The sequence below is a fragment of the Penaeicola halotolerans genome (genome assembly GCF_016464625.1).
GTDB lineage: Bacteria > Bacteroidota > Bacteroidia > Cytophagales > Cyclobacteriaceae > Penaeicola > Penaeicola halotolerans.
In genome coordinates, this window is sequence record NZ_JAEAGO010000001.1 from 255,326 (window position 1) to 281,311 (window position 25,986).

Below are 25,986 nucleotides of genomic sequence, written 5' to 3' on the forward strand. Positions count from 1 at the left end.
ATAGCAAATTCTTTGACACACTCCTCTACACTATATTTGTATGGAGGTTGCCATTTAAATTCGTAGTTTTGGACTTGCAAGTTATAACAATTTCGAAGAGTTGACAATATGAAGAGCGTCAAGCCTAAAAAGCACCTAGGACAACATTTTTTACTTGATTTGAGCATTGCTGAAAGGATAGTAGAGGCACTCGGTAGCAAAGATAAACCAAGAAAAGTGTTAGAGATCGGTCCAGGTACAGGGGTTTTGACGGATTTTCTAAAAAATAGGGCTGACGTTCAGCTGTATTTACTAGATATAGATACGGAGTCTATTGTATTCTTAAAGGAGAAATATGGTCAGGAGCCGATCGATATCATCGAAGGGGATTTTTTGAATCATGACTTGAGACCATACTTCGAAGATACCTATGCGATCATCGGTAACTTCCCTTATAATATATCATCACAGATATTTTTCAGGGTTTTAGAAGATAGGCAACAAGTAGAAGAGGTTGTATGTATGTTACAAAAGGAGGTGGCAAGGCGTATCGCATCTCCTCCTGGAAGCAAAGAATATGGTATACTGAGTGTCTTATTGCAAGCTTATTATGATATCGAATATCTATTCATGGTGGGGCCTGATGTCTTTGACCCGCCTCCTAAGGTAGATTCAGCTGTTATCCGATTAGTTAGAAATGATGTCAAAGAACTTCCGTGTAACGAACGTCTGTTTAAGACTATCGTGAAGCAGGGGTTTAACAATAGAAGAAAAACATTGAGAAATGCTTTGAAAGCCATGGGTTTTTCGGATGCACTCAAATCCGAAATGATCTTAGATAAGAGGGCTGAGCAGTTGTCAGTAGAAGATTTTATCCTACTCACTCAAAAAATAGCGCAAGATGGAAATGATCAGAAACTTTGAGCTCAGTAAGGAGTACCTAGACTCTGTCCGCTACGCGATAGAGCAGGGCGATAGCGCCTTTATCCTAGAGACAATGGAGGGAGTCAATGAAGCTGATATAGCCCTATTGCTCGAAGAGTTAGATACAGAAGAAGCTCAATATGTAATCCGTGCTCTTGACTCAGAGACTTCAGCTGGTGTTATCAAAGAGATAGACTCTGATGTCAGAGGTAGATTTCTAAGAAACTTCGAACCAACTGAAGTAGCACCCTTCATCGATGAAATGGACTCAGATGATGCGGTGGATTTGCTCAATGAGCTTGATGTCAAACGTAGGGAGGAAGTTATCGCCAACCTGACGGATAGTGAACAAGCTGCCTATATACACGACCTCATGCGCTATGAGGATGATTGTGCTGGTGGTCTGATGGCTAAGGAATTCATCAAAGCCAATCAAAACTGGACAGTCGTTCAATGTATAGAAGAGATCAGAAGACAAGCCGAGAATGTAGAAAAAATCTACTCCATCTATGTAGTCAGTGACGATGATGTATTATTGGGGCGTGTATCACTCAAAAGAATTATTCTTTCCTCAAGTCATACTAAAATAGCAGATATCTACGAGCCAGAGCTGATCTCAGTACCAACTTACATGGATGAGGAAGAGGTAGCAGATATCATGCAGAAGTATAATCTTGAAGCAGTTCCTGTGGTCAATGTACATGGTAAACTAGTGGGAAGAATTACTATTGATGACATCATCGATGTCATCACGGAGCAAGCAGAGCAAGACATGCAGATCATGGCTGGTATCTCAGCTGACGTAGAGGAGACCGATGGGGTATGGGATCTTACTAAAGCCCGTATTCCGTGGTTGATTATCGGTATCGTAGGAGGCTTGATAGGGGCTAAGTTTATAGGCCTATTTGAAGGAGACATAATGGTCATTCCTGCATTGGCATTTTTTATCCCGCTGATCACTGCGACTGGAGGTAATGTAGGTATCCAGTCATCAAGTATCATCGTCCAGTCTCTCGCCAACAAGTCTGTACTGGACGATAGTTATGCCAAGCGATTTGCTAAGGTGCTATTTGTCGCTTTGCTCAATGGACTTGTGCTAGGCCTGATTGTTTTCTTTACGGTTGTTTTTCTATATGGTGACTCAGCTGAGATAGGGTTAGTAGTGTCTATAGCACTCTTTAGTGTGGTATTGCTAGCCTCATTTATGGGGACTATCACGCCATTGATTCTTGATAAATTTGGAGTAAACCCTGCCCTAGCTTCAGGGCCATTTATCACTACAGCCAACGATTTGATAGGAATTGCTGTTTACTTTTTGATAGCTACACTCTTATTGAATATTTAACAAAGACAATGAAAGTACTGATCATAGATGAAATGCACCCTAGTATAATTCCTTTGCTAGAGGATTTAAACTATAAGGTAGATTATAAGCCGAAGATCAGTCGTGAGGAAATTCAAGCTTCTCTTTCTGATTATGTAGGGATGATCATTAGGAGTAAAACGCCTATTGATCAGGCACTATTGATGCATGCTGATCGGCTGAAATTCATCGCTAGGGCTGGCGCTGGTCTTGATCAGATAGACCTAGAGGAGGTAACACGCAGAGGTATTCAGCTTTTTCATGCCCCAGAGGGAAACAGAGACGCAGTAGCAGAGCATGCTCTCGGGATGCTTTTGATGCTTTTTAATAGACTTCACATAGCCAATCAAGAAGTAAAGCAACGAGTCTGGGCTAGAGAAGCTAATAGAGGCATTGAGCTCAAAGGAAAGACTGTAGGAATCATAGGTTATGGTAATATGGGACAGGCATTTGCACAAAGATTGAGTGGATTTGGTGTTCGAGTATTAGCCTATGATAAATATAAATCTGGTTTTTCTGATGCTTTTGCAGATGAGGCGAGTCTATCAGAAATACAAAAACAGGCAGATGTACTAAGCCTGCATATTCCGCTTACAGAGGAAAATAAGTATTTACTGAATAAGGAGTTTTTGTCTCAGTTTAACAAGCCCTTTTATCTGATCAATACCGCTAGGGGGGAGTTGATCCAGTTAGAAACACTGCTGTGGGCGCTAGAGGAACAGATTTTACTTGGAGCATGCCTAGATGTGCTAGAAAATGAAAAGCTTCAAACGTTGAGCGGAGAAGAGGAAACACTTTTAGATCAGTTGGCAGCCAAAGAACAAGTGGTTTTTTCTCCACATATCGCTGGATGGACGCATGAGTCTTACAGAAAAATCAATGAAGTGCTTGCTGCTAAAATCAAGGGAGCTTTTAAAAATCATTAATTAAGTTACTAGTAAAGTGTTTTATTAATTTATATGCGCTAAGAAGTCATCTTTTGAGATGAATCGGACATGCACTGTCAATATCAGATTGAAAGGCTTGTTTCGAATCTGCATTATGCTTAATTTTGACTTAATATTAAACATATCGGAAATAATGTGCTAACGGTCTTCGCTTAGAAGCCGTTATTTTATTTTAGGACAAGGAGACATTAAAAAATATTATGGCAAAGTTATCTTATTACACAGAGGAAGGGCTGAAGAAGTTGAAGGACGAGCTTCACACTTTGAAGACTAAGGGAAGAACTGACATCGCAAAGCAGATAGCAGAGGCTAGAGATAAGGGAGACTTGAGTGAAAATGCAGAATATGATGCAGCAAAAGACGCTCAGGGACTGTTAGAATTGAAGATCTCAAAATTGGAAGAGGTAGTAGGCAACGCCCGAGTGATCGATGAGTCTACACTAGACACTTCTAAAGTATCTATACTTTCTAAAGTGACGATCAAAAACAAGAAAAATGGCATGCAAGTGACCTACACTTTAGTTTCTGAAGAAGAGGCTGACCTGAAGGCTGGCAAGATTTCTATTGGCTCTCCATTTGGACAGGGGTTGATGGGTAAGAAAGTTGGTGATATAGCAGAGATCAAAGCACCTGCTGGAGTGATGGAATTTGAAATCTTAGAAATAGGCTTCTAATCATGGCTTCGATCTTTACAAAAATCATCAACCGAGAGATTCCAGCACAGATCATAGCTGAGGATGATCGATATATCGCTTTTTTGGATATCATGCCATTGGTCAGAGGGCATGTCTTAGTGGTGCCTAAGCAAGAGGTAAACTATATCTTTGATCTAGAAGACGAAGTTTTGGCGGGGTTGCATGTTTTTGCCAAAAAAGTAGCTAAAGCGATCGATCAAGCAGTCAAATGCACTCGAGTAGGCGTAGCAGTGATAGGTCTGGAAGTACCGCATGTACACGTACATTTGGTTCCACTTAGAACGATGGATGATATCAATTTTACAAGACCGAAGCTTAAGCTCTCAGATGAAGAGCTCAAAGAGGTCGGAGATCAAATCAGAGCCAAACTAGCATAAGAAATTATAATGTGAAAAGCCCTCAGTTAATTGATTAGCTGAGGGCTTATTTTTATGATGGATAAATGAGAAACTCAGATGAGTCTATCAGGATTATCTATGAGAAATGATTTCCAACCTTTAGCATTACCCTTAGACTGTAGTCGACCATCGTGATAATGGTGGCAAAGTGCTACAGCTAGCGCATCTGTAGCATCCAAAAGTTTGGGTAGTTCTTTGATTTGAAGCAGTGTTTTGAGCATTTCAGCTACCTGTTCTTTTGAGGCATTCCCATTGCCAGTGACAGATTGCTTGACTTTCTTAGGTGCATACTCTGTGATAGGAATCTCGCGGGCTAGTGCCGCTGCCATAGCAACTCCTTGAGCACGACCTAGCTTCAGCATGGATTGTACATTTTGTCCGTAGAATGGAGCTTCCAATGCTACGTTATCTGGTTCAAATTCCTCTATCAGTCCACTAATTCGCTCAAAGATTTTTTTGAGTTTGAGCTCGTGACCTGTGTATTTTTTGAGGTGGATGACACCAAACTGAAGTAGGGTTACTTTTTGGCCAAGAGTATGGATTACCCCATAACCCATGATATTAGTACCAGGGTCTATTCCTAGGATTATTTTCTCTTTAGGTTTACTTTTATCTAAATTGCTCACTTATGCAAAGTAAGAACATTCTGCTGAAGTCTGGCGGTCTTTTGATGATTAAAATTGTAGTCACTCTAGGGGTAGTGGGCTATTTATGGCATCATTTGCATCAAGAAGAGCAAGTCTTCAAACAAACTTTGGAATGGCTTCAAAACATAGGGGAGGACACTGCTTCCTGGGGCTTACTTTTCTTTATCATTCTGCTAGTTCCTATCAACTGGGCCTTAGAAGCTAAAAGATGGCAATTAATACAAGGTGATAGCTTCTTTGATTCATTTCAAACAGTTTTAAGTGCTTTGGGTACTGGACTAATCGCTCCTCAGTATGTAGCTGAGCTATGGACAAGGATGCAGTTTAGAGGTGATCTTAGCAGAACTGAATTGACCAAACGCTGGGCTTTTAATAGTATACTTTTAGCGATGATAGTCGTTTTTGTAGGAGGGTCATTTTTATTTTTTAAGCGCACTACATTGCCTATTAGCTACTATTTCATAATTCTCTTTTTACTTATTGCCCTTAGCTTTTGGATGATTAAAAAGCTGAAACTAGTGGTTTCCTCTTTTAAACAATGGGCTATCTTGGGCTTGACACTCTTGAGATATATAGTCTTCAGCAGTCAATTCGTCTTGATGCTTTATCTTTCAGATGTGCCGGTGAATGTATCAGAATTGATAGCCTGTGTGAGCATGATCTACCTATTCAAGACCATTTTACCTGTTTTAGGCATCATTGCGGAGATTGGTTTGAGAGAGGCTACTGCTTTATATTTTTTCCAAGATTATGGGGTGGCAGAGTGGCCAATAGTCATGGCTAGTTTTAGTATCTGGTTTGTAAATATTCTAGTGCCTGGACTTTTAGGATTAGTGATTTGGTGTCGTACAAAATCATTAAAGGTATGTTGACAGTAGTTTGGGTATTTTTCTACATAGCATATTCACTAGTCTTAGTTCATTTAGTTAGGTGCTGGAAACAGCTTCCATCAGCTACTTTACATGATCATAGTGAGTTGGAAATCTCACTTATCATTCCGTTTAGAAATGAAGCTGAGAGGCTACCTCGACTTCTTGAAAGCTTGTCTACGCAGCAGTACAAACACTTAGAAATCATCTTTATTGATGATTATTCGACTGACCATTCGGTAGGTATTATTGACGAATTCATAGCTGCAGCGCCACTTGACTGTCGACTGATAAATAATCAAAACCAAGGAAAAAAATGGGCTATCACCACTGGCATTCAAGCGGCTAGAGGGAAAATTATCTTGACAACAGATGCAGATTGTGTCTTAGGTGCAAGTATACCAATAATTGTAGCTAGTACTTTTGAAAATGAAGCTTGTCATTTAGCTTTTGGAGCAGTGGGCTTCAAGCAAACCGATCAGTTGGTAGAAAAGCTTCAGCAGATAGAATTCGCTAGTTTGATGGCAGTCAATGCTAGTATGGCAGCTAGTGGGTCTCCTCTGACTGGCAGTGCGGCTTTCATGGCATTTCGAAAGTCAAGCTTTGAAACGGTAGGAGGGTTTGAAGGGAATTTTGATATTCCTAGTGGGGATGATGAGTTTTTGATTCGTAAAATCAAAAGTGCTTTTCCAGATGGTATTACTTTTATCAAACATCCTAATGCCAGGGTTACTACCGAGTATATCAAATCGTGGAGGGATTTCTATCATCAGCGGGTAAGGTGGGCTGGAAAGTGGCGCCAAAGTAGCCATGGAAAAGAGCGCTGGGCAGGACCTGCTGTATTCCTTTTTCATTTGGTAAGTCTGGCAGGAATCACCGGACTACTCTTTGACTCGATTTCAATTTATTGGGTTTTGGGAGGTTTACTAAGTAGAGCTTTTTTTGAATACCAGTTGATTCACGGCTACTTGAGATTTTACAGTGTTCGAGTATCTTTCCTTCACGTGCTTTGCTTATCTTTGATTTATTCTTTGTATGCCATATTCTTTGGGATAGCGGCTAATATCAATCAGTATGACTGGAAAGGCAGAAGATACCATGCACATGACCGATGAGGAATTTGATGTTTTAGACGAACTGTATTTTGTACAGTCTTTTGAATACCTTCTTGGTCAATTAGATTTCACCCCTTCGAGCTTGCTTGAGATCTTAGCAAAATTATTCGATAAAGGCTGGGTCAAATGTTTTTCTTCTATGAATGAGGAGATATTTGACAAAGACATTGATATCAAGGCCAAAGGGGCGACTTATTATTATCTGGCAACGAAAGCAGGTCTTTTGGCGCATAATGGACATTGAGTTTTGGAAATTGAAAACGTAGATTTTAAGAGAAAGGAACTAGAGCTCAACGCGCTTCTAGAAGTCACGATGGCGATTAATAACAATCTCCCAGAGGATTCGCTTTTCAAAATTTTCAAGTTTACCTGCCTCCCTTATCTCAAAGTCAAATCTCTCGTGCTCTATACAAAGACAGGAGATACACTTACGGTCAAAGTAAGTCATGGCATCAATGAATCAGAAGTACCCGTTTTGCCAACGAATTATTTCAAGCGTCACAGCGAACTTACAGATGCGGCAAATTTCAGATCGGATTTCCCCGTATTTGCTTTATTTGAGAGATATATCCCCGTATTTCACAAATCTGAATTGCTTGCTGTAGTTCTAGTTAAATCTAGTAAAGGGGCCATTTTGGATCTCACTTTCATACAAGCGCTCATCAATATCCTGGTGGTAGCTGTAGAGAACAAACGTTTTGCTAGGAAACAGCTAGAGCAGGAGCGACTTCGAAAGGAGATAGAGATTGCTTCTGAAGTACAGCAATTGCTCCTTCCCAAAAATCTACCTTGGAGAGATAAGCTTAAGGTCAAAGTAAGTTATCAGCCTCACTCCATGGTAGGAGGTGATTACTATGACTTTATAGAAAAAGATAACAACACTTTTATCTTTTGTATAGCAGATGTCTCGGGCAAAGGCATGCCAGCAGCTATGCTGATGTCAAATTTTCAAGCTGCCCTAAGAACCTTGGTGCGTAATACCAACGATATAGGGCTCATAGCTCGTGAGCTAAACACCTCAGTCTTTGAGAATAGTGGAGGAGAGCGATTTATCACCTTCTTCATCGGTCAATATTTGATCAAAGAGCGTACACTCAACTATATCAATGCAGGCCATAATCTACCGATTCTCTGTCAAAATGAGGGCAGGCAAGTGGAGGCTTTGGATGCAGGGACTACTATCTTGGGAGCTTTCGAAGAATTGCCCTTTTTGAAACAAGGTGTGATCGAAAATTTGAATCACTTTACAGTTCACTTATTTACAGATGGACTGACAGAGACTTTCAATGACGCTCAGGAGTACTATGGGGATGAGCGTTTTTATGATTTTATCAAGACCCACAGTTTGATGGATCCCGAGCGCTTTCACGAGTACTTTTTTAGAGAGTTGGATGTTTGGAGAAATGGCCAACCTTATATAGATGACGTCACGCTACTAAGTATAGAAGTGAAGCCATGATTATCCATCGGATACCCACGTTTATTCAAAAGCTATTTCCCGACTTTATCTGGTCTATCGATACGATTGAGAAAGCAATCTATCTCAGCTTTGACGATGGTCCAGTGCCAGAAGTCACCCCTTGGGTATTGGATATTTTGGCTAGTTTTGGAGCTAAAGCCACTTTCTTCTGCGTAGGAGATAATGTCAAAAAACATCCTGAGATCTTTCAACGAATACTTACAGAGGGACATCAAGTGGGCAATCATACGCAGCACCATCTCAACGGCTGGAAAACGCCACTGGATTCTTATTTGAAAGATACTGAAGAAGCGAATGCTATCATGCAGCAGTTTACCGAATCTCCTTTACGCTACTTCAGACCACCTTATGGAAGGATGCGTATGGGCCAAGCCAAGGCACTGAAACAAAGCTATGATATAGTGATGTGGGAAGTACTGACTGCTGACTATGATCCTACACTCTCAGCCAAAAGTTGTCTAGCAAATAGTATCAGAGCAACTAGAAGTGGCTCAGTAGTGGTCTTTCATGACCATGAGAAGTGTTTCAGTAAGTTGCAGAAAGTATTGCCTGCATACTTGTCACATTTTCAGCAGTTAGGATATAGTTTTCAAAGACTGCCATGATTTTTCTGATTTTAATCATCGGCCTATTGATCATCCAAGACTTTTTACTGCTCTTGGTGTTTCGTGCTGATCCCATTTTGGCTCAAAAGGAAACTCCTAAAGTGACGCTGATGATCGCGGTGAGAAATGAGTCAGCTAACATGGAACCACTCATCCAGTCGCTCAAGGCCTTGGATTATCCCGTAGATCGCTTACAAATATTGATTGGAGATGATCGCTCAGAAGATGATACTTGGCAAAAGCTCAAGGAGCTGACTGCGGGTGATGATCGATTTACTTGCTATGAAATAGCCCCGCTCTATCCTCTCAATGGCAAAGCGAATGTGCTGGCTCAGCTATCTGTTTATGCGCGAGGTGATTATTACTTATATACAGATGCTGATTGTCGACCAAATGCTCAGTGGGTGAGACAGATGCTAGCACAACTCATGAATAAAAATGCAGCGCTGATTAGTGGAATCACTACGGTTTCTTCAGGGGGCTATTATGGACATTTACAAAACCTGGATTGGCTACTGACACTCGGCATGGTCAAAGCAATCACGAGACTTGGTCTGCCTGTCACGGCAATGGGCAATAATATGGCGATCACACAAAATGCTTATCAGCAGGTGGGAGGCTTTGCTACGCAGCCTTTTTCTTTGACAGAGGACTTTGAGCTCATGCATCAGGTCAAAAGCAAAAAGGGAAGCATAGACTTAATCATCAATGCCGCCACGCACATATACACACACCCCATAGCAGACCTTAAAGGTCTACTACAACAGCGCAAGCGGTGGATGACGGGAGCTGTCAAACTACCATTTTTATTGGTTTTCCTCTTAGGCTTGCAAGTTGCATTTTTTCCAGCAGTGGTGGCTTTGATTTGTAATCACATGACTTTGGGTGTATTTGCTTGGATGATCAAACTTTCGATTCAATCCTTATTTATACAAAAAGTAGCCAGATCAGCGGAACAAAGAGTTTCTTTTTGGCATTTTCTGTTTTATGAAATCTATTATTTAAGTTTGTCCATCGCCACGGTGGTCTACTTTATATTACCTATTAAAACCTATTGGAAAGGGAAGAGCTATAAATGAATTGGATAGATACGCATGCGCATATTTATGCGGAAAGTTTTCAAGCTGACCTAGATCAAGTATTACAAGAAGCTCGTGAGCTTGGAGTGTCTCGCATCTACATGCCCAATATAGATGTAGAGTCCATAGACCTCATGCTCGAAGTTGAGCAAAAATATTCAGAACAATGTATCGCCACCATGGGGCTTCATCCTTGTCATGTGGATAAGGATTTCGAAAAGCAACTGTACATCATGGAAGATTGGCTATCCAAAAGACCTTTTGTAGCAGTGGGAGAGATAGGGACAGACCTTTATTGGGACAAGACCTATTTTGAGCAACAAAAAGAGGCTTTTAATATTCAAGCCAATTGGGCTAAAAAATATCAAATACCCATCATCATACACTGTAGAGAGTCAATCGATGAAAACATCGAGCTAGTAGCAGCATTGAAAGATGAAAGATTGACAGGAGTTTTTCATTGCTTCAGCGGTGATTTAGACCAAGCCAAAAAGATAATTGACTTAGGTTTTATGCTAGGGATAGGAGGGGTAGCCACTTTTAAAAATGGGGGCTTGGATAAAGTCCTTACTCATATAGATCCTAAGCATATCGTGTTGGAGACGGATAGTCCATATCTAGCACCTACGCCACATAGAGGTAAGCGAAATAGCCCCGCTTATATCCCACTGATTGCTAGGAGAGTTTCAGAACTGATGAGTATATCTGAAGAAGAAATAGCCAACATAACGACTCTAAATGCGCTGAGACTTTTTAAAGCCAAATAAGATATGAACTATAAAATAGTACGCCTCAATACAGCCTCTACAAAAAATATAGAATCAACTATCTTGATCATCTATACTGGAGGCACCCTTGGGATGGCTTATGACCATACAGGTGCGCTTGTACCTTTTAACTTTGGCCAGATTCTCGATAAGATTCCTGCGATTACAAGTTTAAATATTGCCATTACGGTGATATCTTTTCCAGAACCTATTGATTCATCTAACATCAATATCCAACACTGGAAAGATATTGCATATATCATCTATGAAAATTACGATTCGTACGATGGCTTCTTGGTATTGCATGGGACAGATACGATGGCCTACAGTGCGTCAATGCTGAGCTATATATTAGAAGGGCTCAACAAGCCTGTCATCTTCACAGGGGCGCAGCTTCCGATCAGTGCGATGCGCTCTGATGCAAGAGAAAACCTGATGACGGCACTTGAAATCGCTACGGCTAAAGTAAATGGTGTACCCGTAGTACCAGAAGTGTGTATTTTCTTCAATCACATGCTTCTAAGAGGTAATCGCTCAAAAAAAGTGCAAAGCGTCCATTTTGACGCTTTCGAATCTGAAAACTATCCTGTCTTAGCAGAGGCTGGTATCATCATCGATTACAATAAAAATGTGATCATGCCATACAAGCCAAGCAACCAGTTGCGATACAATAGTGCGATCGATACCAATGTAGTGATCTTAAAGCTTTTTCCAGGGATTTCTAAACATATGATCGAGAGCGTATTTAAGATAAACGGTTTAAGAGGAGTAGTACTAGAGACCTATGGTTCGGGCAATAGTCCAAGTGAAAAATGGTTTATAGAGACCTTAGAAGAAGCTATAGACAACGGGCTGATTATCTTCAATGTCTCTCAGTGCAATGGTGGTCGTGTGATCCAAGGACGGTACGAAACTAGCCGTGACTTGCTGAGAATAGGCGTATTAAGTGGTGGGGACATCACCTCGGAGGCAGCAGTTACCAAGCTCATGTTTTTACTCGGTCAGGAAAAGGATCCAGAGGAAGTAAAGCGTAGACTTTCCATCCCGCTAGCAGGTGAGATGACAATGATTAAATCTTAATCAATTTTGATAAATGGCTTGCTTTAAGCCTAGATTATTAATTTATTTGTTGCTTGTAAGAAAAGATAATCGTACGAAAAGCGTGCTATTTGCTTACTAAAATGTAATTGATAGGAGAGGTGTCCGAGTGGTTGAAGGAGCACGCCTGGAAAGTGTGTATACCTCTAAAGGGTATCGAGGGTTCGAATCCCTCTCTCTCCGCGACTGATATGAATTATACGGCTTGTGTGGTCATTTGTAGAGACCCTAAGCACTTATATATAATGAATGTTAGCAACAAAAAGCCAATCAAATGATGCAGTGTTTTCAACCCACTAAAAATTTAATTGACCTTTTGTTTTAATATTAAATCTTTAATTTTATAAATTTAGAACTGTTTTAACCTTTATTAAAGTCTATTAAAAACTAAACTATGAAAAAGTTAATTGCTTTATTCTTGCTTACAGGTGTATTGACATTTGCTATCGCACCTGCATCTATTTCAATGGCTCAAGAAGCTACTACAGAGGAAGCGGCTCAAGATACTTCAGCTACTGAAGAAGCAGCTCCAGTGGAAGAGACTGTATCTGAGCCTGTCCTTACAGACGATGAGTTTGTTGAGGAAGAAAAATCTTTCCACCAAGTAATCAAAGAAAAGTTTATTGAAGGTGACTGGCAATTCATGTCTCCAGTATTGATCTGTTTGATCTTAGGTCTTGCAGTTGCTATTGAGAGAATCATCACTTTGAACCTTTCTACTACTAACACAAAGAAGCTTTTAGCTAAAGTAGAAGATGCGCTAGCATCAGGTGGTGTAGAAGCAGCTAAAGATGTAACTAAAAACACTAAAGGCCCTGTAGCTTCTATCTTTACACAAGGTCTAATGAGATACTCTGAAGGTATAGACATGGTAGAGAAGTCTATCATTTCTTACGGTTCGGTAGAAATGGGTAGATTAGAAAAAGGTCTTGTTTGGATCTCTCTTTTCATTTCTCTTGCTCCGATGCTTGGTTTCATGGGTACGGTAATCGGTATGATCGGTGCATTCGATGCGATCGAAGCAGCTGGTGATATCTCTCCTTCACTCGTAGCAGGTGGTATCAAAATCGCCCTTTTGACTACAGTAGCGGGTCTTATCGTAGCGATCATCCTTCAATTGTTCTACAACTATTGCGTTTCTAAAATCGATTCTCTAGTAAACAACATGGAAGACGCTTCTATATCTCTAGTAGATATTCTAGTTAAGCACAAGCTTACTAAGTAATTCCAATTGTTTCACTTTAAAATCAATTTGATATGAATGTAGATTCAGCAGTAGATATCATGTTATGGGTTGCTTACATCCTTACAGGTTTAGCGATTATAGGAGCCATAGTAGGACCTTTGATCAGCTCGTTTAGCGATCCTAAGAGTTTGTTAAAATCAGGTTTGGGTATTGGAGTATTAGTAGTATTGTTTCTAATATCTTTCTCACTCTCTGGTAACGAAGTGACACCACTTTATGAGAAATTCAACATTGACGCTGGCTTATCACAAACGATAGGTGGCGTATTGACAATGGTTTATCTTTTATTTGGTATTGCAGTCGTTTCAATAGTTGTAACAGAAGTAAGTAAAATCGTAAAATAATGGCAAAAGGTAAAAATAGAATGAGCGCAGAAGTGAATGCCGGCTCTATGGCTGACATTGCATTCCTGTTGCTGATATTCTTCCTAGTGACAACTACGATAGCCTCTGATAAGGGTATCACGATGTTGCTACCGCCTAAGCCGGACGAAAATACTCCTCCACCAGAAGTTGACAAAAACGCGAGAAATATCTTCAAAGTGCAGATCAACTCAGCGGATCAACTGCTTGTCGAAGACGAGCCTCTGGAGGACGTGGAAGAAATCAGTGTAATGGCTAAAGAGTTCATATTAAACTTCGGTAGACCAGATGAAGCTAATCAAGCATTGTTCAACAGTTTGCCTGCTTCTCTAAGAGCGCAAGCACTCCGTGCGGACAACTCCTCAGATCACCCAGGTGAAGCGGTAGTATCTTTCAAGACGGATAGAGGTACAAGCTATGAGCTATATCTCCAAGTACTTGATGAGATCAAAAAGGCTTACTTTGAGATCTATGGAGAGCGTGTAGGCTTGTCAGCTGATGAGTACAGAGCGCTTAGCACTAGAAATCCAGGTGAAAGGGAATTAATAGATAGAGGTAAGGAAAATATTCCTATGAACATCTCTATCGCTGAACCATCAAAAGCGGGAGGTAACTAATGTCAAAGTTTAAGAAAAAAACCGGAACAAGTCAGGACATCCCAACTTCAGCACTTCCTGATATCATTTTCATGCTTTTGTTCTTTTTCATGGTGACTACCGTGTTGAGAGAGACAGATTTGCTAGTAGAGCAGAAAATCCCTGCGGCTACGCAACTTCAAAAGCTTGAAAAGAAGTCACTAGTGAGTTATCTGTACATAGGTAAGCCTAAAAATGCAGCACTTTATGGTACTGAACCTAGAATCCAAGCCAATGATGCGATCATCTCTGTAGATGATATCTTCAGATGGGTAACGGAAGAGAAAGATAAATTGTCTGAAATTGAAAGAGATCAGATCACTATTTCTCTAAAGGTAGACCAAGAAGTGAAAATGGGTCCTATCACGGATGTTCAGATGGAGCTAAGAGAAGCTAATGCAAGAAAAGTACTCTATGCATCTATCAAGAAAGTAGATTTGTAATTAACTATTCATGGTATATAAAAGTCATTCCTTTATTGGGATGACTTTTTTTTTGAAAAAATGGAAATCAAACTGAACGACAAGCGAATCACTAATGCTTGGTGCATGTATGACTGGGCTAACTCTGTTTACTCCCTAGTCATCACCTCTTCGATTTTTCCTGTTTATTACAACAGTGTCACCAAAGGACTTAAGGAAAATGATCAAGTAGATTTCTTTGGGTTTGAGATAGTGAATACAGTCTTGTATTCATACTCTATCTCTTTTTCCTTTCTACTGATTGCTTTTATTTCACCGTTATTATCTGGTATAGCAGATTATGGAGGATTGAAGAAGAAGTTTATGAAGTTCTTTGCCTACTTGGGAGGAGTGTCTTGTATTGGTTTGTTTTGGTTTGATGCAGATCATATAGAGTGGGGCATACTTTGTAGTGTTCTAGCCAGTATGGGATATGCAGGGAGTATCGTTTTTTACAATGCTTTTCTGCCAGAAATCGCTACACCTGATAGGTATGATTTCTTAAGTGCCAAAGGTTTTGCTTTAGGTTATATCGGCTCTGTGATTTTGATGGTTTTTAATTTAGCCACTATTCAGATGCCAGAGCTTTTCTTTTTAGCAGATGGCGGTCAAGCTGCTCGCCTATCTTTTTTACTGGTAGGTCTTTGGTGGATAGGTTTTGCTCAGATTACCTTTAATCGCTTGCCTGAAAATATCTATGGCAAGAAGGTCAGTGGTAAAATCTTACTCAAAGGATATCAGGAAATACAAAAGGTTTTCAGACAAGTCATTCAAATGCGCGTCATCAAATACTTTCTTTTGGCTTTCTTTTTCTACTCTATGGGAGTACAGACTACCATGTATTTGGCGGCAACTTTTGGAGACAAGGAGCTTCAGATGCCTGGAGATCAGTTAATTTTAACGATTCTGATTATACAGATAGTTGCTATTGGAGGTAGTTATCTATTTGCTTGGATCTCCAAAAGGTACGGCAATAAGCGTTCATTGATCAGTATGGTGCTGATCTGGATAGGTATCTGTATTGCAGCTTATTTTGTCTACACCAATTACCAGTTTTATGCTTTGGCTTTTGTCGTAGGTTCGGTGATGGGAGGAATCCAGTCACAGTCTAGGTCTGCTTTCTCTAAGCTCATACCAAGTGAGACCACAGACCATGCTTCTTATTTCAGTTTCTATGATGTGACAGAAAAAATGGCCATCGTATTGGGTACACTTTCTTACGGACTCATTGAGCAGTTGACTGGAGACATGCGCAATAGCGTACTAGCTTTAGCTTTATTCTTTGTGATTGGCCTGTTGCTCTTATCTGTCGTGAGGACAAAAGCAGTTACCGTGGGTCAAACGTAATTTTTATTGTTAAAATTTATTAAAGTGCACAATTTGGCTTGTGATTTGCCAATAATCTTTTCGTAATTGAATGATTATTTGGTGATATGAAAACAGGTGTACTTATAGCTTTATTTTTGTTAGGAAGTGTTTTGATGGCTTCTGCTCAAGCTGTCTCTCAAAAGACAGGATTCATCAATGAATCAGGTCTCTCTGAAAGGGTGATTTCCGTGGATCTTTTCCCAAACCCTGCAACTGATTTTCTCAATATCAAAGTGAATCAAGGTAAGCTTGACTTAGCCAAGGTAGAAGTCTTTAGTATCATCGGCAATAAATTATCCCTACCAGTGACTAATCTATCAGATAAGATCGTAGTAGACGTGCGAGACTTAGCTTCAGGCATTTATGTCGTAGTACTGAGCGGTCATGAACCTCAGTCTAGAAAAACGATTCGTTTTTACAAAAAATGATTAATTCTATATAATATTCTAAATTCACATAAGATTCATAAACCAATCTCTCAGAGATCGTGTTTGACTAATTGGCTACTCTAAAAGTGGTCATTTTTATTTTGATTAATTGATGAAAAAAGAGCAAATACTTTTATTTATTCTAGCAGCCATTCAGTTCGCTCATATCGTAGACTTCATGATCATGATGCCGCTCGGACCTCAGCTCATGAGACTATTTGAGATCAATCCGAGTCAGTTTGGGATGCTGGTTTCTTCTTATACTTTCAGTGCTGGTATCTTTGGTTTTGCAGGCGCTTTTTTCATTGACAAGTTTGATCGAAAAACGCTTTTACTCTATACTTTCCTAGGCTTTACTTTAGGGACTTTTGCTTGTGCTTTTGCCCCTAACTATGTGCTATTATTATCAGCAAGGATATTTACAGGAGCATTTGGAGGAGTATTAGGAGCATTAGTTTTGTCTATCGTAGGAGATGCGATCCCACATGAGAGAAGGGGTAGAGCCATGGGCATCGTGATGGCTTCCTTTTCAGTGGCCTCGGTATTTGGAGTACCTTTTAGTCTTTATATAGCGAGCGTGTGGACATGGCATGCGCCTTTTATTTTCTTAGGAGCCATTGGAGTAGTAATCTCTATATTTATCTGGCTATATATCCCTTCCATGAGAGCGCATATGAGGGATAAGTCTGAGGCGAGACCACATCCGCTACAGGTACTCAAAAATGTTCGCGACAACAAAAATCAACAATGGGCACTACTTTTCACTGTACTGATCATGCTGAGTCAGTTTTCGATCATACCATTTCTCAGTCCTTACATGGTTGCTAATGTAGGTTTCAGTGAAATGCAGCTTAGTTATATTTACATGTTTGGGGGCTTGGCCACGATATTCACTTCTCCATGGGTAGGTAAGCTAGCGGATAAATATGGTAAGATGAAAATCTTCACCATATTCATGATTCTCAATGCCATACCGATAATAGTGATCACACATATGGGTATTACACCATTGATTTATGCCCTCTTGATCAGTACCTTTTTCTTTGTGACATCCAATGGCAGGATGATCCCATCTATGGCATTGATCACCAGTGCGGTAAAGCCTAAAAATAGGGGCGGATTTATGAGTATCAATTCCTCAGTACAGCAGTTGGCCTCAGGTTTAGCTTCTTTCATTGCAGGATTGATCATTGTAGAAAGTACCTCTGGCGAGTTGATTAATTACAACCTTATTGGCTATGGTTCTATCGTACTTTTGGTGATTAGTTTGTTTGTCGTTCGCAAGCTGCAAGTAGTAGATGAAGAAGCTATAGTAGATCTCAATCAAGAAGTACCAAGTCAAAATACTGCTTTAGAAAAAAGCATTTAGATAGAGTTCCACAAAAAAAGCTAGCAGATTGAATTGCTAGCTTTTTTGTTTAATGCTTTTAGAACTCTGCACTACCAGGAGTCCTAGGAAACGGTATTACATCTCGGATATTGGTCATCCCTGATACAAACAAGTTGAGTCTTTCAAATCCCAGTCCAAATCCTGAGTGTGGAGCCGATCCGAACTTTCTAGTTTCTAGATACCACCAAAGATTTTCTTCTTCTACATGCATTTCTTTCATACGTGCAGTAAGCTTATCAAGTCTCTCCTCTCGCTGTGATCCACCCACGATCTCTCCGATGCCAGGGAATAGGATATCCATCGCTCTGACTGTCTTACCATCATCGTTTTGTCTCATGTAGAAAGCTTTGATTTCCTTAGGGTAATCTGTCAAGATTACCGGCTTTTTGAAGTGCTTCTCTACCAAGTATCGCTCATGTTCAGACTGTAAGTCAGTACCCCAGCCTTCTACAGGATAAGCAAATTTCTTTTTCTTATTTGGTTGAGAGTTTCTAAGTATATCAATAGCTTCTGTATAAGTTAATCTCACAAACTCATTGTCTACTACGAATTTGAGTCGCTCAATGAGTCCCATCTCGCTTCTTTGATCAGCTTTTTTGTTTTGCTCTTCTTCAGCAGCTCTTTTGTCCAAGAAGTCCAGATCCTCGGCACAGTGGTCAAGCGCATATCTGATGACATACTTCATGAAGTCCTCTGCGAGGTTCATATTGTCCTCTAGATCATAAAAAGCCATCTCGGGCTCAATCATCCAAAACTCGGCTAAGTGGCGAGTGGTATTGGAGTTTTCGGCACGGAAAGTAGGTCCAAAGGTATAGATCTCAGCAAGTGCCATAGCAGCAAGCTCACCTTCCAGCTGACCCGATACCGTGAGATTGGCTTCTTTTTCGAAAAAGTCCTGCTTATAATCTACTTGTCCTTCAGCAGTCTTAGGAACCTTATTGAGGTCTAGAGTAGTCACATGAAACATCTCACCAGCACCTTCGGCATCAGAACCAGTGATGATGGGCGTGTTCATGTAAAGAAATCCCTTCTCATTGAAATACTTATGCACTGCAAAGGCTAAAGCATGACGGACTCTAAACACGGCTCCGAAAGTATTGGTACGCATGCGGAGGTGTCCTATTTCTCTTAAAAATTCTAGAGAGTGCTTTTTTGGTTGCAATGGGTATTTTTCTGGATCAGCTTCCCCTAGTATCTCTATACTTTTTGCCAAAAGTTCTACTGACTGGCCAGCTCCTTGAGAAGCGGCCAATACACCCTCAGCTGAGATACAAGCTCCTGTGGTGACTTTCTTGAGAATCTCTTCGGATATTTGGCTAGGATCTGCTACGATTTGAAAATTGCTTATCACCGAACCATCATTGAGTGCGATAAAAGTCACGTTCTTATTGCTGCGCTTTGTTCTTACCCACCCTTTTACTACGATAGATTTACCTACTTCTGCTGAAGCCAGTATCTCTTTTACCTTGGTTCTGTTGTTAAAAGCCATTTTCTTATTTTATATGAGTGCTAATGTATGATAAAGAAGCCTTTTTTCTTGAAAAGGCTCCAAATTAATGTGGCTACAAAAAAACGATATAATCAGCTTTTTATCAAAAAATTGTCTGATTTATAATAAATTTGACAGAGATATAGGTACTTCGATTAATTACTACATCAGTGTAGAACAAAGTGAGGTACCAGTCGTTTTCAATCATTATCTTATTTGCTAAAAGTATTTTTTTTAAGAGGGTATGCAAAAATTAGGATTAAGTCAATCGCTAGGTCAAAAACTGTCTCCGCAGCAGATCCAGTTCATAAAATTGCTGCAGGTGCCTACCGTGGAGCTAGACTCTCGCATAGAGGAGGAGCTAGAGATCAATCCAGCATTAGAGGAAGGCAAGGAAGAGACTGATCAAGTAGAAGATTTTGCAGACGATAATTTCGAAGATGATTTTAGTCAAGATGATAGAGATGTTAATATAGATGACTATCTCAATGAAGACTACTCTGGCTATAAAATGCAGGGAGACGGCAACTACAATCCTGATGATGATGATAGAGAGATGCCGTTAGCTAGTGGTACTTCCTTGCACGATCAGTTGATGCAGCAATTGGGTTTTTTGAGACTCAATGAACATCAGCAAAAGATCGGAGAGCAGCTCATAGGAAGTGTAGAGGGTGATGGGTATATCAGAAGAGATATAGAAGCGATCATTAATGACATGGCTTTTTCTCAAAATTTAGAAACAGATACAGATGAGGTAGAGGAGGTTTTGAGAAAGATTCAAACATTTGATCCAGCAGGTATAGCCGCTAGAAATCTACAAGAGTGCCTATTGCTTCAGCTAGAGCGATTTGAAAATACCTCAGATCCTGTAGTGGCTACAGCTATACAGATAGTGTCTGATTGCTTTGATGAATTTACTAAAAAGCACTATGACAAGATCCTCAAAAAACTCAATATAGAAGAGGATGAAGAGCTACTCAAAGATGCAGTCAATACCATCATCAAACTCAATCCTAAGCCTGGAAGTAGTTCAGATGGTATCGTGCGTACACAGTTTTTGTTCCCAGACTTCATTCTAACCAATGTCAATGGTAAACTAGAAGTGTCGCTCAACTCTAAAAATGCACCTGATTTGAGAATTAGTAAGTCTTATGCGGAGATGTTTGACGCCTATGACAAGAGTGATAAGAAAGATAAAAAACTCAAAGATACGGTGACCTTCGTCAAGCAAAAGCTAGATGCGGCCAAGTGGTTTATCGATGCGATCAAGCAGCGTCAGCATACACTTTTGAGAACCATGCAAGCGATTCTAGAGTATCAGTTTGAGTTTTTTCAAGAAGGTGACGAAACAAAACTCCGTCCAATGATCTTAAAGGATATCGCCAATGAGATCGGTATGGATATCTCTACTGTTTCTCGTGTGGCTAATAGTAAAGCGATTCAGACAGAGTTTGGTATTTACCCACTCAAATACTTCTTTTCAGAAGGTATTGCTACCGATAGTGGGGAGGACGTGAGCAATAGAGAAGTGAAGAGCATCCTTCAGCAAATCATTGGAGAAGAGGAAAAGAAAAAGCCGCTTTCTGATGATAAATTGGTGAAAATATTAAATGATAAAGGCTACAATATAGCCAGAAGAACTGTTGCCAAATACAGAGAACAACTCAATATTCCTGTGGCAAGACTTAGAAAAGAACTGTAGTGAATAAACAACTAGCCACGGCATTATCAGTGATTTTTCAACCATTGGTAATGCCTACACTGACTTACATTATCCTATTTTATTATGCACCAGACTTGGTGAGCATCAGTGATGAGGTGAAGTTAGGGCTTTTGATATTGATCAGCTTAGTTACGCTAGTGATCCCCACGATCAGTATTCTCTCGATGAAGTGGACAGGGATGATCGCCAGTCTAGAGATGCAAACGAAGAAAGAGCGTTTGATCCCCTTCTTTACTATCACGGTTTTTTATATCATTTCTGCTTATTTTTTTCAGCAGCGATTCAACTATGATCCGATGATCAATTTGGTCTTTTTGACTATCACAGGGGTCATCACGGTGCTTTCCTTCATCACGATCTTTTGGAAAATCAGCGCTCACAGTGCTGGATTAGCAGGTATATTAGGCTTCATGATCGCATGGAATGCCAAATTCCAACAACCAAGTCTATTAGGTCCGCTGGTTTTAGTAGGACTACTTACAGGCGCGGTGATGTCTGCAAGACTCTATCTCGATAGTCACAGACCTTTGGAAGTGTTAGGAGGAGCCATATTTGGATTTGCTTCCTGTGCTGCAGCAGTGTATTTTTATGCATAACCAAATCTTGCTTATGGAATTTCAATATATCACTTATCACCAAACCAATGCTTGTGTCACACTGACGCTCAATCGTACAGAGGTTTTCAATGCATTCAATGCTGAGATTCTTTTCGAATTACAACGTGCTTTCAAGCAAATTGCCTCGGATGAAAGCGTCAGAGTAGTTGTACTCACAGGAGAGGGTAAAGCTTTCAGTGCTGGTCAAGACCTCAAAGCTGCTGGCGATCCTGACAAAATCAATTTCAATCAAATCATTACTGAGCGATACAATCCCTTAATCAAAGCAATGCGTAACCTCCCCAAGCCGATCATCTGTAGACTCAATGGTGTAGCAGCTGGAGCAGGATGTTCTTTGGCCTTAGCTTGTGACCTGATCATTGCAGCAGAGGAAGCATACTTAGCAGAGATTTTCATCAATATTGCATTGGTGATGGATGCGGGGTCTACTTATTTTTTACCGAGACAGGTGGGAAGCTTGAAGGCTTTTGAGCTAGCGACTATGGGGCCTAAGGTCACAGGCAAAGAGGCTGAATCTTTAGGTTTAGTCAATAAAGCAGTACCGATGGAACAGCTAGATGAGACAGTAGCCAAGTATGTAGCCTATTATGAAACAGCCCCTACCAAAGCCGTAGGCCTGATCAAAAAGATGCTTCAAAAGTCATCTACCTCAACTTTGGAGGAAGTCTTAGCCTATGAGGCACTTTGTCAGCAGACAGCAGGTCAAACCAGTGATTTTAGAGAAGGCGTGAGAGCCTTTTTAGAAAAGAGAAAGCCTAGCTTTCAAGGAAAATGAGATTATAGCAAGTATAAAAAAAAGCTTCAAAATGTAAATTTTGAAGCTTTTTTTTATACTAAGAAGGATTAGTTGTCCTCGTTTTCTTCCGCAAGCAACTTATTGATTTTTTCCTGCACTTTAGGAGACTGCTGATAGGCCATTCCGATCTCAGTAAAAGTCTGGATCTTCATGCCTTCATCAGTTATTTTCTCTTGTATTTCATTGTTGACTTCCTGCTGTATAGCCTGTACTTTTTGCACCGCTTTATTAAAAGAAGCTACTTCATCTTGACTTGCTTTAGCCGATTCTAAATCCTGCTTTTGCATAGCTTCCATGATTTGATTGAATCGCTGCACTTCTAATTTTTCTTCTGTGATAGCACTCATCATCTTCTGAGTACCTGCTTCTTGCAAGGGAGCGATTTTCTTGTTGATGTCTACAAACTGTTTGATTTCATTGTCGCTAAAATCGTCTCTAACTTGTTGCTGAGGAGGCATCTGCTGTGCAGTAGTGGCAAAAGCCAAAACGATAAGTGAAAGTGATAAGAGAGATTTTAGGATGTTTGAATAAGTCATAATATGTTGTTTTGTGGAACATGTTCATATAAATAACGTCTCAAACTCGATTTAGTGCCCTAAAATTGGAAAACCTCGTTTTTGGATGTGGTTGATGTATGTCTCAGGCAAGCCATTTTCACGAGCACCTGAGAGCATCAAGTCAAGGTATTCTTTGTCAAGTGGTAGCTGAGCATGAGCAGGTGAGATGAAAGTTTGTGTCGTCTGAGTTCCACTGTCAGTCACGACAGTTACATTGATGAGTTTGTAGCCAGGTTCTGTTTTTTCAAGCTTGTCAAGTACCTCCTCTGAGATCGTATAGAGGATTCCATAGGTATGTGCGTTAGGGTCTATTTGGATATTGGCCCTTGCTTGACCAGCACTATTTTTTCCATCGAAAGTGAGTGTATAGCCACTAAGTTTGACGACCTCTTGTCCGTAGACTTGGTCTTGGATACGCGCTAAAAAAGTTGGGGTATGCAAATTACTTGCATACCCGAAATATTGGATCAATTTCATACGAAATGCTTCATATAGGCAGGCAAGTTGGCAAGGATATCATCCGTCATAGCATCTAAGTCATACTGATGTGCCCAGCCCCAATCTGCTCTGGCCGCGCTATCATCGATACTATCTGGCCAGCTATCAGCTATAGCTTGTCTAAAGTCAGGTTGATAACTGATTTTAAAGTCAGGATACTTTCTTAAGATGCTTTCGTGAATTTCTTTTGGTGAAAAGCTCATACCACTAAGATTGTAGCTAGACCTGATTTTCACTTGCTCCTTAGGGGCATGCATGAGGTCTAAGGTAGCCTTGATCGCATCAGGCATGTACATCATCGGTAGATAGGTCTTTTCAGATAGGAAGCATTCAAAAGCTTCTCCAGCAATGGCTTTATGATAAATGTCTACAGCATAGTCCGTAGTACCACCACCTGGGAGGGATTTGTAGCCTATGAGACCAGGATATCTAAGGCTTCTCACATCTACACCATACTTTTGGAAGTAGTACTCACACCATCTTTCTCCAGCTTGTTTAGAGATGCCATAGACGGTATTAGGATCCATGACGCAGTGTTGAGGGGTATTTTGCATCGGGGTATTTGGTCCAAATACTGCGATAGATGATGGCCAGTAAACTTTGATGCCATGAATCTTAGCCAGCTCCAAGACTGTCAGTAGTGACTCCATGTTGAGTGCCCAAGCAAAGTGTGGATTCTTCTCTCCAGTAGCTGAGAGGATGGCTGCCAAGTGGTAGATTTGTGTGAATTTCTCTTTGGCTACTAAGTCTGTCAAAGCTTTCTTATCCATCACATCTAGGACTTGAAACCTGCAGAAATCAAACTTACTATTTGCGGCAGCATTGATATCTGTAGCCATCACTTGTTCGCCACTATAGCGATCTACTAAGGCTTGTGTGAGTTCTGATCCGAGTTGGCCTGCTGCGCCTATTACGAGTATCTTTTCCATAAAATTGCTTGTCTCATTCACGGCTCTCTCAGAAGCTGTTAGAGAATTTTGTTTTATATTTGGGTTATCAGATGCAAATCTAACAAAATAGGGCTTATTAAAAATACAGGATCATCAAATCAATGACCTTTGAAGTTTATCTCCAACAAAAGAAAATTGACAGTGTTACCTTTCAACAGCGAGAGCCTGAAAGGTGGCAAGCTTTCAAACAGGTTTTTGATCAAATAAGCCCAGAAAGTTTCACTCAGCAGAAACTGTTTTTGATCAATCAAATCAGAAGAAATTATCCATTAGTCAACCCAGTATAACATGTATCAAAAGTTAAAACCAGTATTAGAAAATGAAATCGCAGAGATCAAAGCTGCGGGACTTTTTAAGCAAGAGCGTATCATCACTTCAGCACAAGGAGCGGAGATCACTATCGAAGGGGGACAGCAAGTGCTCAATTTTTGTGCGAACAACTATCTCGGACTTTCTTCACATCCTAAGGTGATCCAAGCTGCCAAGGATGCGATCGATACACATGGTTTTGGTATGTCTTCAGTACGATTTATTTGTGGTACGCAAGATATACACAAGACTCTTGAGCGTAAGATATCTGAATTCCTCGGAACAGAAGATACCATCCTTTATGCAGCGGCATTTGATGCTAATGGAGGCGTATTTGAACCGCTTTTCGGTGCAGAAGATGCAATCATCTCTGATGCGCTCAATCATGCTTCTATCATAGACGGTGTGAGACTGACTAAGTCGATGAGATTTAGGTATCAGCACAATGACATGGCTGATCTAGAAAAGCAGTTGCAAGATGCCGATGCACAAGGGGCGAAGCAAAAGATCATCGTAACAGATGGCGTATTTTCTATGGATGGTACCATCGCTCAGTTGGATAAGATTTGTGCGCTAGCAGATAAATACAATGCCCTTGTGATGACGGATGAATGTCACTCTACTGGATTCATGGGAAAGACAGGCCGTGGAGTACATGAACTCAAAGGAGTGATGGACAAGGTAGACATCATCACAGGAACGCTAGGTAAAGCATTAGGTGGAGCTTCAGGAGGCTTTACATCAGGTAAAAAAGAGATCATAGAGCTACTCCGTCAGCGCTCTAGACCTTATTTATTTTCCAATACCCTAGCACCTTCTATCACTGGAGCAAGCATCGCGGTATTTGACATGCTATCTGAAACTACGGCTTTGAGAGATAAATTAGAAGATAATACCAAGTATTTCCGTGCAAAGATGACTGAAGCTGGCTTTGATATGAAGCCAGGTGAGCATCCGATCGTACCGATCATGCTGTATGATGCGGTATTATCACAGCAGATGGCAGCGAAACTATTGGAGAAAGGAATCTATGTGATCGGCTTCTACTATCCAGTAGTACCAAAAGGTCAAGCAAGAATCCGAGTACAGATTTCAGCCGCTCATGACCGCAGTCACCTAGATACAGCTATTGCTGCCTTTATCTCAGTGGGTAAGGAGCTAGGCGTGATCAAGTAAAAATGATTGAATTAT

Annotated in this window: 30 protein-coding genes and 1 tRNA gene; 26 read left to right on the plus strand and 5 right to left on the minus strand. The window is 40.5% G+C overall.

Features of this window, described 5'->3' with window-relative positions; translation table 11 throughout:
* Window positions 1-108 precede the first annotated feature (108 nt).
* The 5 genes from rsmA (at window position 109) to I5349_RS01115 (ending at window position 4,285) form a co-directional block, all read left to right on the plus strand.
* Entirely contained in the window at window positions 109-903 is a 795-nt protein-coding gene (gene rsmA, locus I5349_RS01095; protein WP_226388875.1) for a 16S rRNA (adenine(1518)-N(6)/adenine(1519)-N(6))-dimethyltransferase RsmA, read from the plus strand.
* Window positions 881-2,248: a magnesium transporter gene (gene mgtE / locus I5349_RS01100; RefSeq protein WP_226388876.1), complete on the plus strand. Its 1,368-nt coding sequence runs from the start codon at window positions 881-883 to the stop codon at window positions 2,246-2,248. The genes rsmA and mgtE overlap by 23 nt, the downstream gene beginning before the upstream one ends.
* Before the next feature lie 8 nt (window positions 2,249-2,256).
* Window positions 2,257-3,192 carry a 2-hydroxyacid dehydrogenase gene (locus I5349_RS01105; protein WP_226388877.1) on the plus strand — a complete coding sequence of 312 codons (936 nt, stop codon included), beginning with the start codon at window positions 2,257-2,259 and terminating at the stop codon, window positions 3,190-3,192.
* A 221-nt stretch (window positions 3,193-3,413) separates the two neighbouring features.
* Entirely contained in the window at window positions 3,414-3,887 is a 474-nt protein-coding gene (gene greA / locus I5349_RS01110; RefSeq protein ID WP_226388878.1) for a transcription elongation factor GreA, read from the plus strand.
* Window positions 3,888-3,889: 2 nt separating this feature from the next.
* Complete coding sequence (locus I5349_RS01115; RefSeq protein WP_226388879.1) at window positions 3,890-4,285, plus strand: HIT family protein; 396 nt, start codon at window positions 3,890-3,892, stop codon at window positions 4,283-4,285.
* 74 nt (window positions 4,286-4,359) lie between these two features.
* Here I5349_RS01115 and ruvC read toward each other — a convergent pair whose 3' ends face one another.
* Window positions 4,360-4,932, minus strand: coding sequence for a crossover junction endodeoxyribonuclease RuvC (ruvC, locus tag I5349_RS01120; RefSeq protein ID WP_226388880.1), 573 nt, complete (start codon window positions 4,930-4,932; stop codon window positions 4,360-4,362).
* Between the two features lie 2 nt (window positions 4,933-4,934).
* Here ruvC and I5349_RS01125 point away from each other — a divergent pair, with 2 nt between their 5' ends.
* The 16 genes from I5349_RS01125 (at window position 4,935) to I5349_RS01200 (ending at window position 17,835) form a co-directional block, all read left to right on the plus strand.
* Complete coding sequence (locus I5349_RS01125; protein WP_226388881.1) at window positions 4,935-5,825, plus strand: hypothetical protein; 891 nt, start codon at window positions 4,935-4,937, stop codon at window positions 5,823-5,825.
* Entirely contained in the window at window positions 5,819-6,937 is a 1,119-nt protein-coding gene (locus I5349_RS01130; protein ID WP_226388882.1) for a glycosyltransferase, read from the plus strand. Before I5349_RS01125 ends, I5349_RS01130 begins: the two co-directional genes overlap by 7 nt.
* Window positions 6,897-7,181: a hypothetical protein gene (locus I5349_RS01135; protein ID WP_226388883.1), complete on the plus strand. Its 285-nt coding sequence runs from the start codon at window positions 6,897-6,899 to the stop codon at window positions 7,179-7,181. Before I5349_RS01130 ends, I5349_RS01135 begins: the two co-directional genes overlap by 41 nt.
* A gap of 3 nt (window positions 7,182-7,184) precedes the next feature.
* On the plus strand, window positions 7,185-8,396 hold the full coding sequence (locus I5349_RS01140) for a PP2C family protein-serine/threonine phosphatase (RefSeq protein ID WP_226388884.1): 1,212 nt from the start codon (window positions 7,185-7,187) through the stop codon (window positions 8,394-8,396).
* On the plus strand, window positions 8,393-9,022 hold the full coding sequence (locus I5349_RS01145) for a polysaccharide deacetylase family protein (RefSeq protein ID WP_226388885.1): 630 nt from the start codon (window positions 8,393-8,395) through the stop codon (window positions 9,020-9,022). Before I5349_RS01140 ends, I5349_RS01145 begins: the two co-directional genes overlap by 4 nt.
* The gene (locus I5349_RS01150; RefSeq protein WP_226388886.1) at window positions 9,019-10,101 is read left to right on the plus strand and encodes a glycosyltransferase; all 1,083 of its coding nucleotides are present in this window, start codon (window positions 9,019-9,021) and stop codon (window positions 10,099-10,101) included. Before I5349_RS01145 ends, I5349_RS01150 begins: the two co-directional genes overlap by 4 nt.
* Window positions 10,098-10,868 carry a TatD family hydrolase gene (locus tag I5349_RS01155; protein WP_226388887.1) on the plus strand — a complete coding sequence of 257 codons (771 nt, stop codon included), beginning with the start codon at window positions 10,098-10,100 and terminating at the stop codon, window positions 10,866-10,868. The genes I5349_RS01150 and I5349_RS01155 overlap by 4 nt, the downstream gene beginning before the upstream one ends.
* 3 nt (window positions 10,869-10,871) lie before the next feature.
* The gene (locus I5349_RS01160; protein ID WP_226388888.1) at window positions 10,872-11,948 is read left to right on the plus strand and encodes an asparaginase; all 1,077 of its coding nucleotides are present in this window, start codon (window positions 10,872-10,874) and stop codon (window positions 11,946-11,948) included.
* Between the two features lie 113 nt (window positions 11,949-12,061).
* Window positions 12,062-12,149: transfer RNA gene (locus I5349_RS01165), tRNA-Ser, on the plus strand.
* A 211-nt stretch (window positions 12,150-12,360) separates the two neighbouring features.
* Window positions 12,361-13,191 (plus strand): MotA/TolQ/ExbB proton channel family protein, encoded by an 831-nt coding sequence (locus tag I5349_RS01170; RefSeq protein ID WP_226388889.1) that lies wholly within the window; start codon window positions 12,361-12,363, stop codon window positions 13,189-13,191.
* Between the two features lie 32 nt (window positions 13,192-13,223).
* The gene (locus I5349_RS01175; RefSeq protein ID WP_226388890.1) at window positions 13,224-13,556 is read left to right on the plus strand and encodes a hypothetical protein; all 333 of its coding nucleotides are present in this window, start codon (window positions 13,224-13,226) and stop codon (window positions 13,554-13,556) included.
* On the plus strand, window positions 13,556-14,191 hold the full coding sequence (locus tag I5349_RS01180) for an ExbD/TolR family protein (RefSeq protein WP_226388891.1): 636 nt from the start codon (window positions 13,556-13,558) through the stop codon (window positions 14,189-14,191). The genes I5349_RS01175 and I5349_RS01180 overlap by 1 nt, the downstream gene beginning before the upstream one ends.
* Window positions 14,191-14,652, plus strand: a complete 462-nt coding sequence (locus tag I5349_RS01185) for an ExbD/TolR family protein (protein WP_226388892.1) — start codon at window positions 14,191-14,193, stop codon at window positions 14,650-14,652. Before I5349_RS01180 ends, I5349_RS01185 begins: the two co-directional genes overlap by 1 nt.
* Before the next feature lie 60 nt (window positions 14,653-14,712).
* Complete coding sequence (locus I5349_RS01190) at window positions 14,713-16,017, plus strand: MFS transporter (RefSeq protein WP_226388893.1); 1,305 nt, start codon at window positions 14,713-14,715, stop codon at window positions 16,015-16,017.
* Window positions 16,018-16,103: 86 nt separating this feature from the next.
* On the plus strand, window positions 16,104-16,466 hold the full coding sequence (locus I5349_RS01195; RefSeq protein WP_226388894.1) for a T9SS type A sorting domain-containing protein: 363 nt from the start codon (window positions 16,104-16,106) through the stop codon (window positions 16,464-16,466).
* A gap of 112 nt (window positions 16,467-16,578) precedes the next feature.
* Window positions 16,579-17,835, plus strand: coding sequence for an MFS transporter (locus I5349_RS01200; protein WP_226388895.1), 1,257 nt, complete (start codon window positions 16,579-16,581; stop codon window positions 17,833-17,835).
* A gap of 58 nt (window positions 17,836-17,893) precedes the next feature.
* On the opposite strand, the gene asnS is transcribed toward I5349_RS01200, so the two are convergent.
* Window positions 17,894-19,345: an asparagine--tRNA ligase gene (gene asnS / locus I5349_RS01205; RefSeq protein ID WP_226388896.1), complete on the minus strand. Its 1,452-nt coding sequence runs from the start codon at window positions 19,343-19,345 to the stop codon at window positions 17,894-17,896.
* 244 nt (window positions 19,346-19,589) lie between these two features.
* Between asnS and rpoN the strand changes: the two genes are divergently transcribed.
* The 3 genes from rpoN to I5349_RS01220 are packed head-to-tail and all read left to right on the plus strand — an operon-like array spanning window position 19,590 to window position 22,460.
* The gene (gene rpoN / locus I5349_RS01210) at window positions 19,590-21,047 is read left to right on the plus strand and encodes an RNA polymerase factor sigma-54 (RefSeq protein ID WP_226388897.1); all 1,458 of its coding nucleotides are present in this window, start codon (window positions 19,590-19,592) and stop codon (window positions 21,045-21,047) included.
* Entirely contained in the window at window positions 21,047-21,664 is a 618-nt protein-coding gene (locus I5349_RS01215) for a PA-phosphatase (RefSeq protein WP_226388898.1), read from the plus strand. Before rpoN ends, I5349_RS01215 begins: the two co-directional genes overlap by 1 nt.
* Before the next feature lie 13 nt (window positions 21,665-21,677).
* The gene (locus I5349_RS01220) at window positions 21,678-22,460 is read left to right on the plus strand and encodes an enoyl-CoA hydratase-related protein (RefSeq protein ID WP_226388899.1); all 783 of its coding nucleotides are present in this window, start codon (window positions 21,678-21,680) and stop codon (window positions 22,458-22,460) included.
* A gap of 68 nt (window positions 22,461-22,528) precedes the next feature.
* On the opposite strand, the gene I5349_RS01225 is transcribed toward I5349_RS01220, so the two are convergent.
* From I5349_RS01225 to I5349_RS01235, 3 genes are read right to left on the minus strand one after another with little or no spacing between them, the layout of a single operon-like run.
* A complete protein-coding gene (locus I5349_RS01225) occupies window positions 22,529-23,017 on the minus strand; it encodes a DUF4168 domain-containing protein (protein ID WP_226388900.1) in 489 nt (162 codons plus the stop codon).
* 51 nt (window positions 23,018-23,068) lie between these two features.
* A complete protein-coding gene (locus I5349_RS01230) occupies window positions 23,069-23,515 on the minus strand; it encodes a gamma-glutamylcyclotransferase family protein (RefSeq protein ID WP_226388901.1) in 447 nt (148 codons plus the stop codon).
* Entirely contained in the window at window positions 23,512-24,465 is a 954-nt protein-coding gene (locus I5349_RS01235) for an NAD-dependent epimerase/dehydratase family protein (protein ID WP_226388902.1), read from the minus strand. Before I5349_RS01235 ends, I5349_RS01230 begins: the two co-directional genes overlap by 4 nt.
* A gap of 122 nt (window positions 24,466-24,587) precedes the next feature.
* Between I5349_RS01235 and I5349_RS01240 the strand changes: the two genes are divergently transcribed.
* Window positions 24,588-24,773: a hypothetical protein gene (locus I5349_RS01240; RefSeq protein ID WP_226388903.1), complete on the plus strand. Its 186-nt coding sequence runs from the start codon at window positions 24,588-24,590 to the stop codon at window positions 24,771-24,773.
* A gap of 1 nt (window position 24,774) precedes the next feature.
* Window positions 24,775-25,971, plus strand: coding sequence for a glycine C-acetyltransferase (kbl, locus tag I5349_RS01245; RefSeq protein WP_226388904.1), 1,197 nt, complete (start codon window positions 24,775-24,777; stop codon window positions 25,969-25,971).
* Window positions 25,972-25,986 lie beyond the last annotated feature (15 nt).

Coding starts and splice junctions, on each gene's coding strand:
- greA (WP_226388878.1), top strand. CDS start 3,414: ATGGCAAAGTTATCTTATTACACAGAGGAAGGGCTGAAGAAGTTGAAG.
- I5349_RS01135 (WP_226388883.1), top strand. CDS start 6,897: ATGACTGGAAAGGCAGAAGATACCATGCACATGACCGATGAGGAATTT.
- I5349_RS01225 (WP_226388900.1), bottom strand. CDS start 23,017: ATGACTTATTCAAACATCCTAAAATCTCTCTTATCACTTTCACTTATC.
- I5349_RS01160 (WP_226388888.1), top strand. CDS start 10,872: ATGAACTATAAAATAGTACGCCTCAATACAGCCTCTACAAAAAATATA.
- I5349_RS01105 (WP_226388877.1), top strand. CDS start 2,257: ATGAAAGTACTGATCATAGATGAAATGCACCCTAGTATAATTCCTTTG.
- I5349_RS01220 (WP_226388899.1), top strand. CDS start 21,678: ATGGAATTTCAATATATCACTTATCACCAAACCAATGCTTGTGTCACA.
- I5349_RS01175 (WP_226388890.1), top strand. CDS start 13,224: ATGAATGTAGATTCAGCAGTAGATATCATGTTATGGGTTGCTTACATC.
- I5349_RS01130 (WP_226388882.1), top strand. CDS start 5,819: ATGTTGACAGTAGTTTGGGTATTTTTCTACATAGCATATTCACTAGTC.
- kbl (WP_226388904.1), top strand. CDS start 24,775: ATGTATCAAAAGTTAAAACCAGTATTAGAAAATGAAATCGCAGAGATC.
- I5349_RS01200 (WP_226388895.1), top strand. CDS start 16,579: ATGAAAAAAGAGCAAATACTTTTATTTATTCTAGCAGCCATTCAGTTC.
- I5349_RS01240 (WP_226388903.1), top strand. CDS start 24,588: ATGACCTTTGAAGTTTATCTCCAACAAAAGAAAATTGACAGTGTTACC.
- I5349_RS01190 (WP_226388893.1), top strand. CDS start 14,713: ATGGAAATCAAACTGAACGACAAGCGAATCACTAATGCTTGGTGCATG.
- I5349_RS01195 (WP_226388894.1), top strand. CDS start 16,104: ATGAAAACAGGTGTACTTATAGCTTTATTTTTGTTAGGAAGTGTTTTG.
- I5349_RS01235 (WP_226388902.1), bottom strand. CDS start 24,465: ATGGAAAAGATACTCGTAATAGGCGCAGCAGGCCAACTCGGATCAGAA.
- I5349_RS01155 (WP_226388887.1), top strand. CDS start 10,098: ATGAATTGGATAGATACGCATGCGCATATTTATGCGGAAAGTTTTCAA.
- I5349_RS01185 (WP_226388892.1), top strand. CDS start 14,191: ATGTCAAAGTTTAAGAAAAAAACCGGAACAAGTCAGGACATCCCAACT.
- I5349_RS01115 (WP_226388879.1), top strand. CDS start 3,890: ATGGCTTCGATCTTTACAAAAATCATCAACCGAGAGATTCCAGCACAG.
- I5349_RS01150 (WP_226388886.1), top strand. CDS start 9,019: ATGATTTTTCTGATTTTAATCATCGGCCTATTGATCATCCAAGACTTT.
- I5349_RS01125 (WP_226388881.1), top strand. CDS start 4,935: ATGCAAAGTAAGAACATTCTGCTGAAGTCTGGCGGTCTTTTGATGATT.
- asnS (WP_226388896.1), bottom strand. CDS start 19,345: ATGGCTTTTAACAACAGAACCAAGGTAAAAGAGATACTGGCTTCAGCA.
- rsmA (WP_226388875.1), top strand. CDS start 109: ATGAAGAGCGTCAAGCCTAAAAAGCACCTAGGACAACATTTTTTACTT.
- I5349_RS01230 (WP_226388901.1), bottom strand. CDS start 23,515: ATGAAATTGATCCAATATTTCGGGTATGCAAGTAATTTGCATACCCCA.
- I5349_RS01170 (WP_226388889.1), top strand. CDS start 12,361: ATGAAAAAGTTAATTGCTTTATTCTTGCTTACAGGTGTATTGACATTT.
- mgtE (WP_226388876.1), top strand. CDS start 881: ATGGAAATGATCAGAAACTTTGAGCTCAGTAAGGAGTACCTAGACTCT.
- rpoN (WP_226388897.1), top strand. CDS start 19,590: ATGCAAAAATTAGGATTAAGTCAATCGCTAGGTCAAAAACTGTCTCCG.
- I5349_RS01180 (WP_226388891.1), top strand. CDS start 13,556: ATGGCAAAAGGTAAAAATAGAATGAGCGCAGAAGTGAATGCCGGCTCT.
- I5349_RS01145 (WP_226388885.1), top strand. CDS start 8,393: ATGATTATCCATCGGATACCCACGTTTATTCAAAAGCTATTTCCCGAC.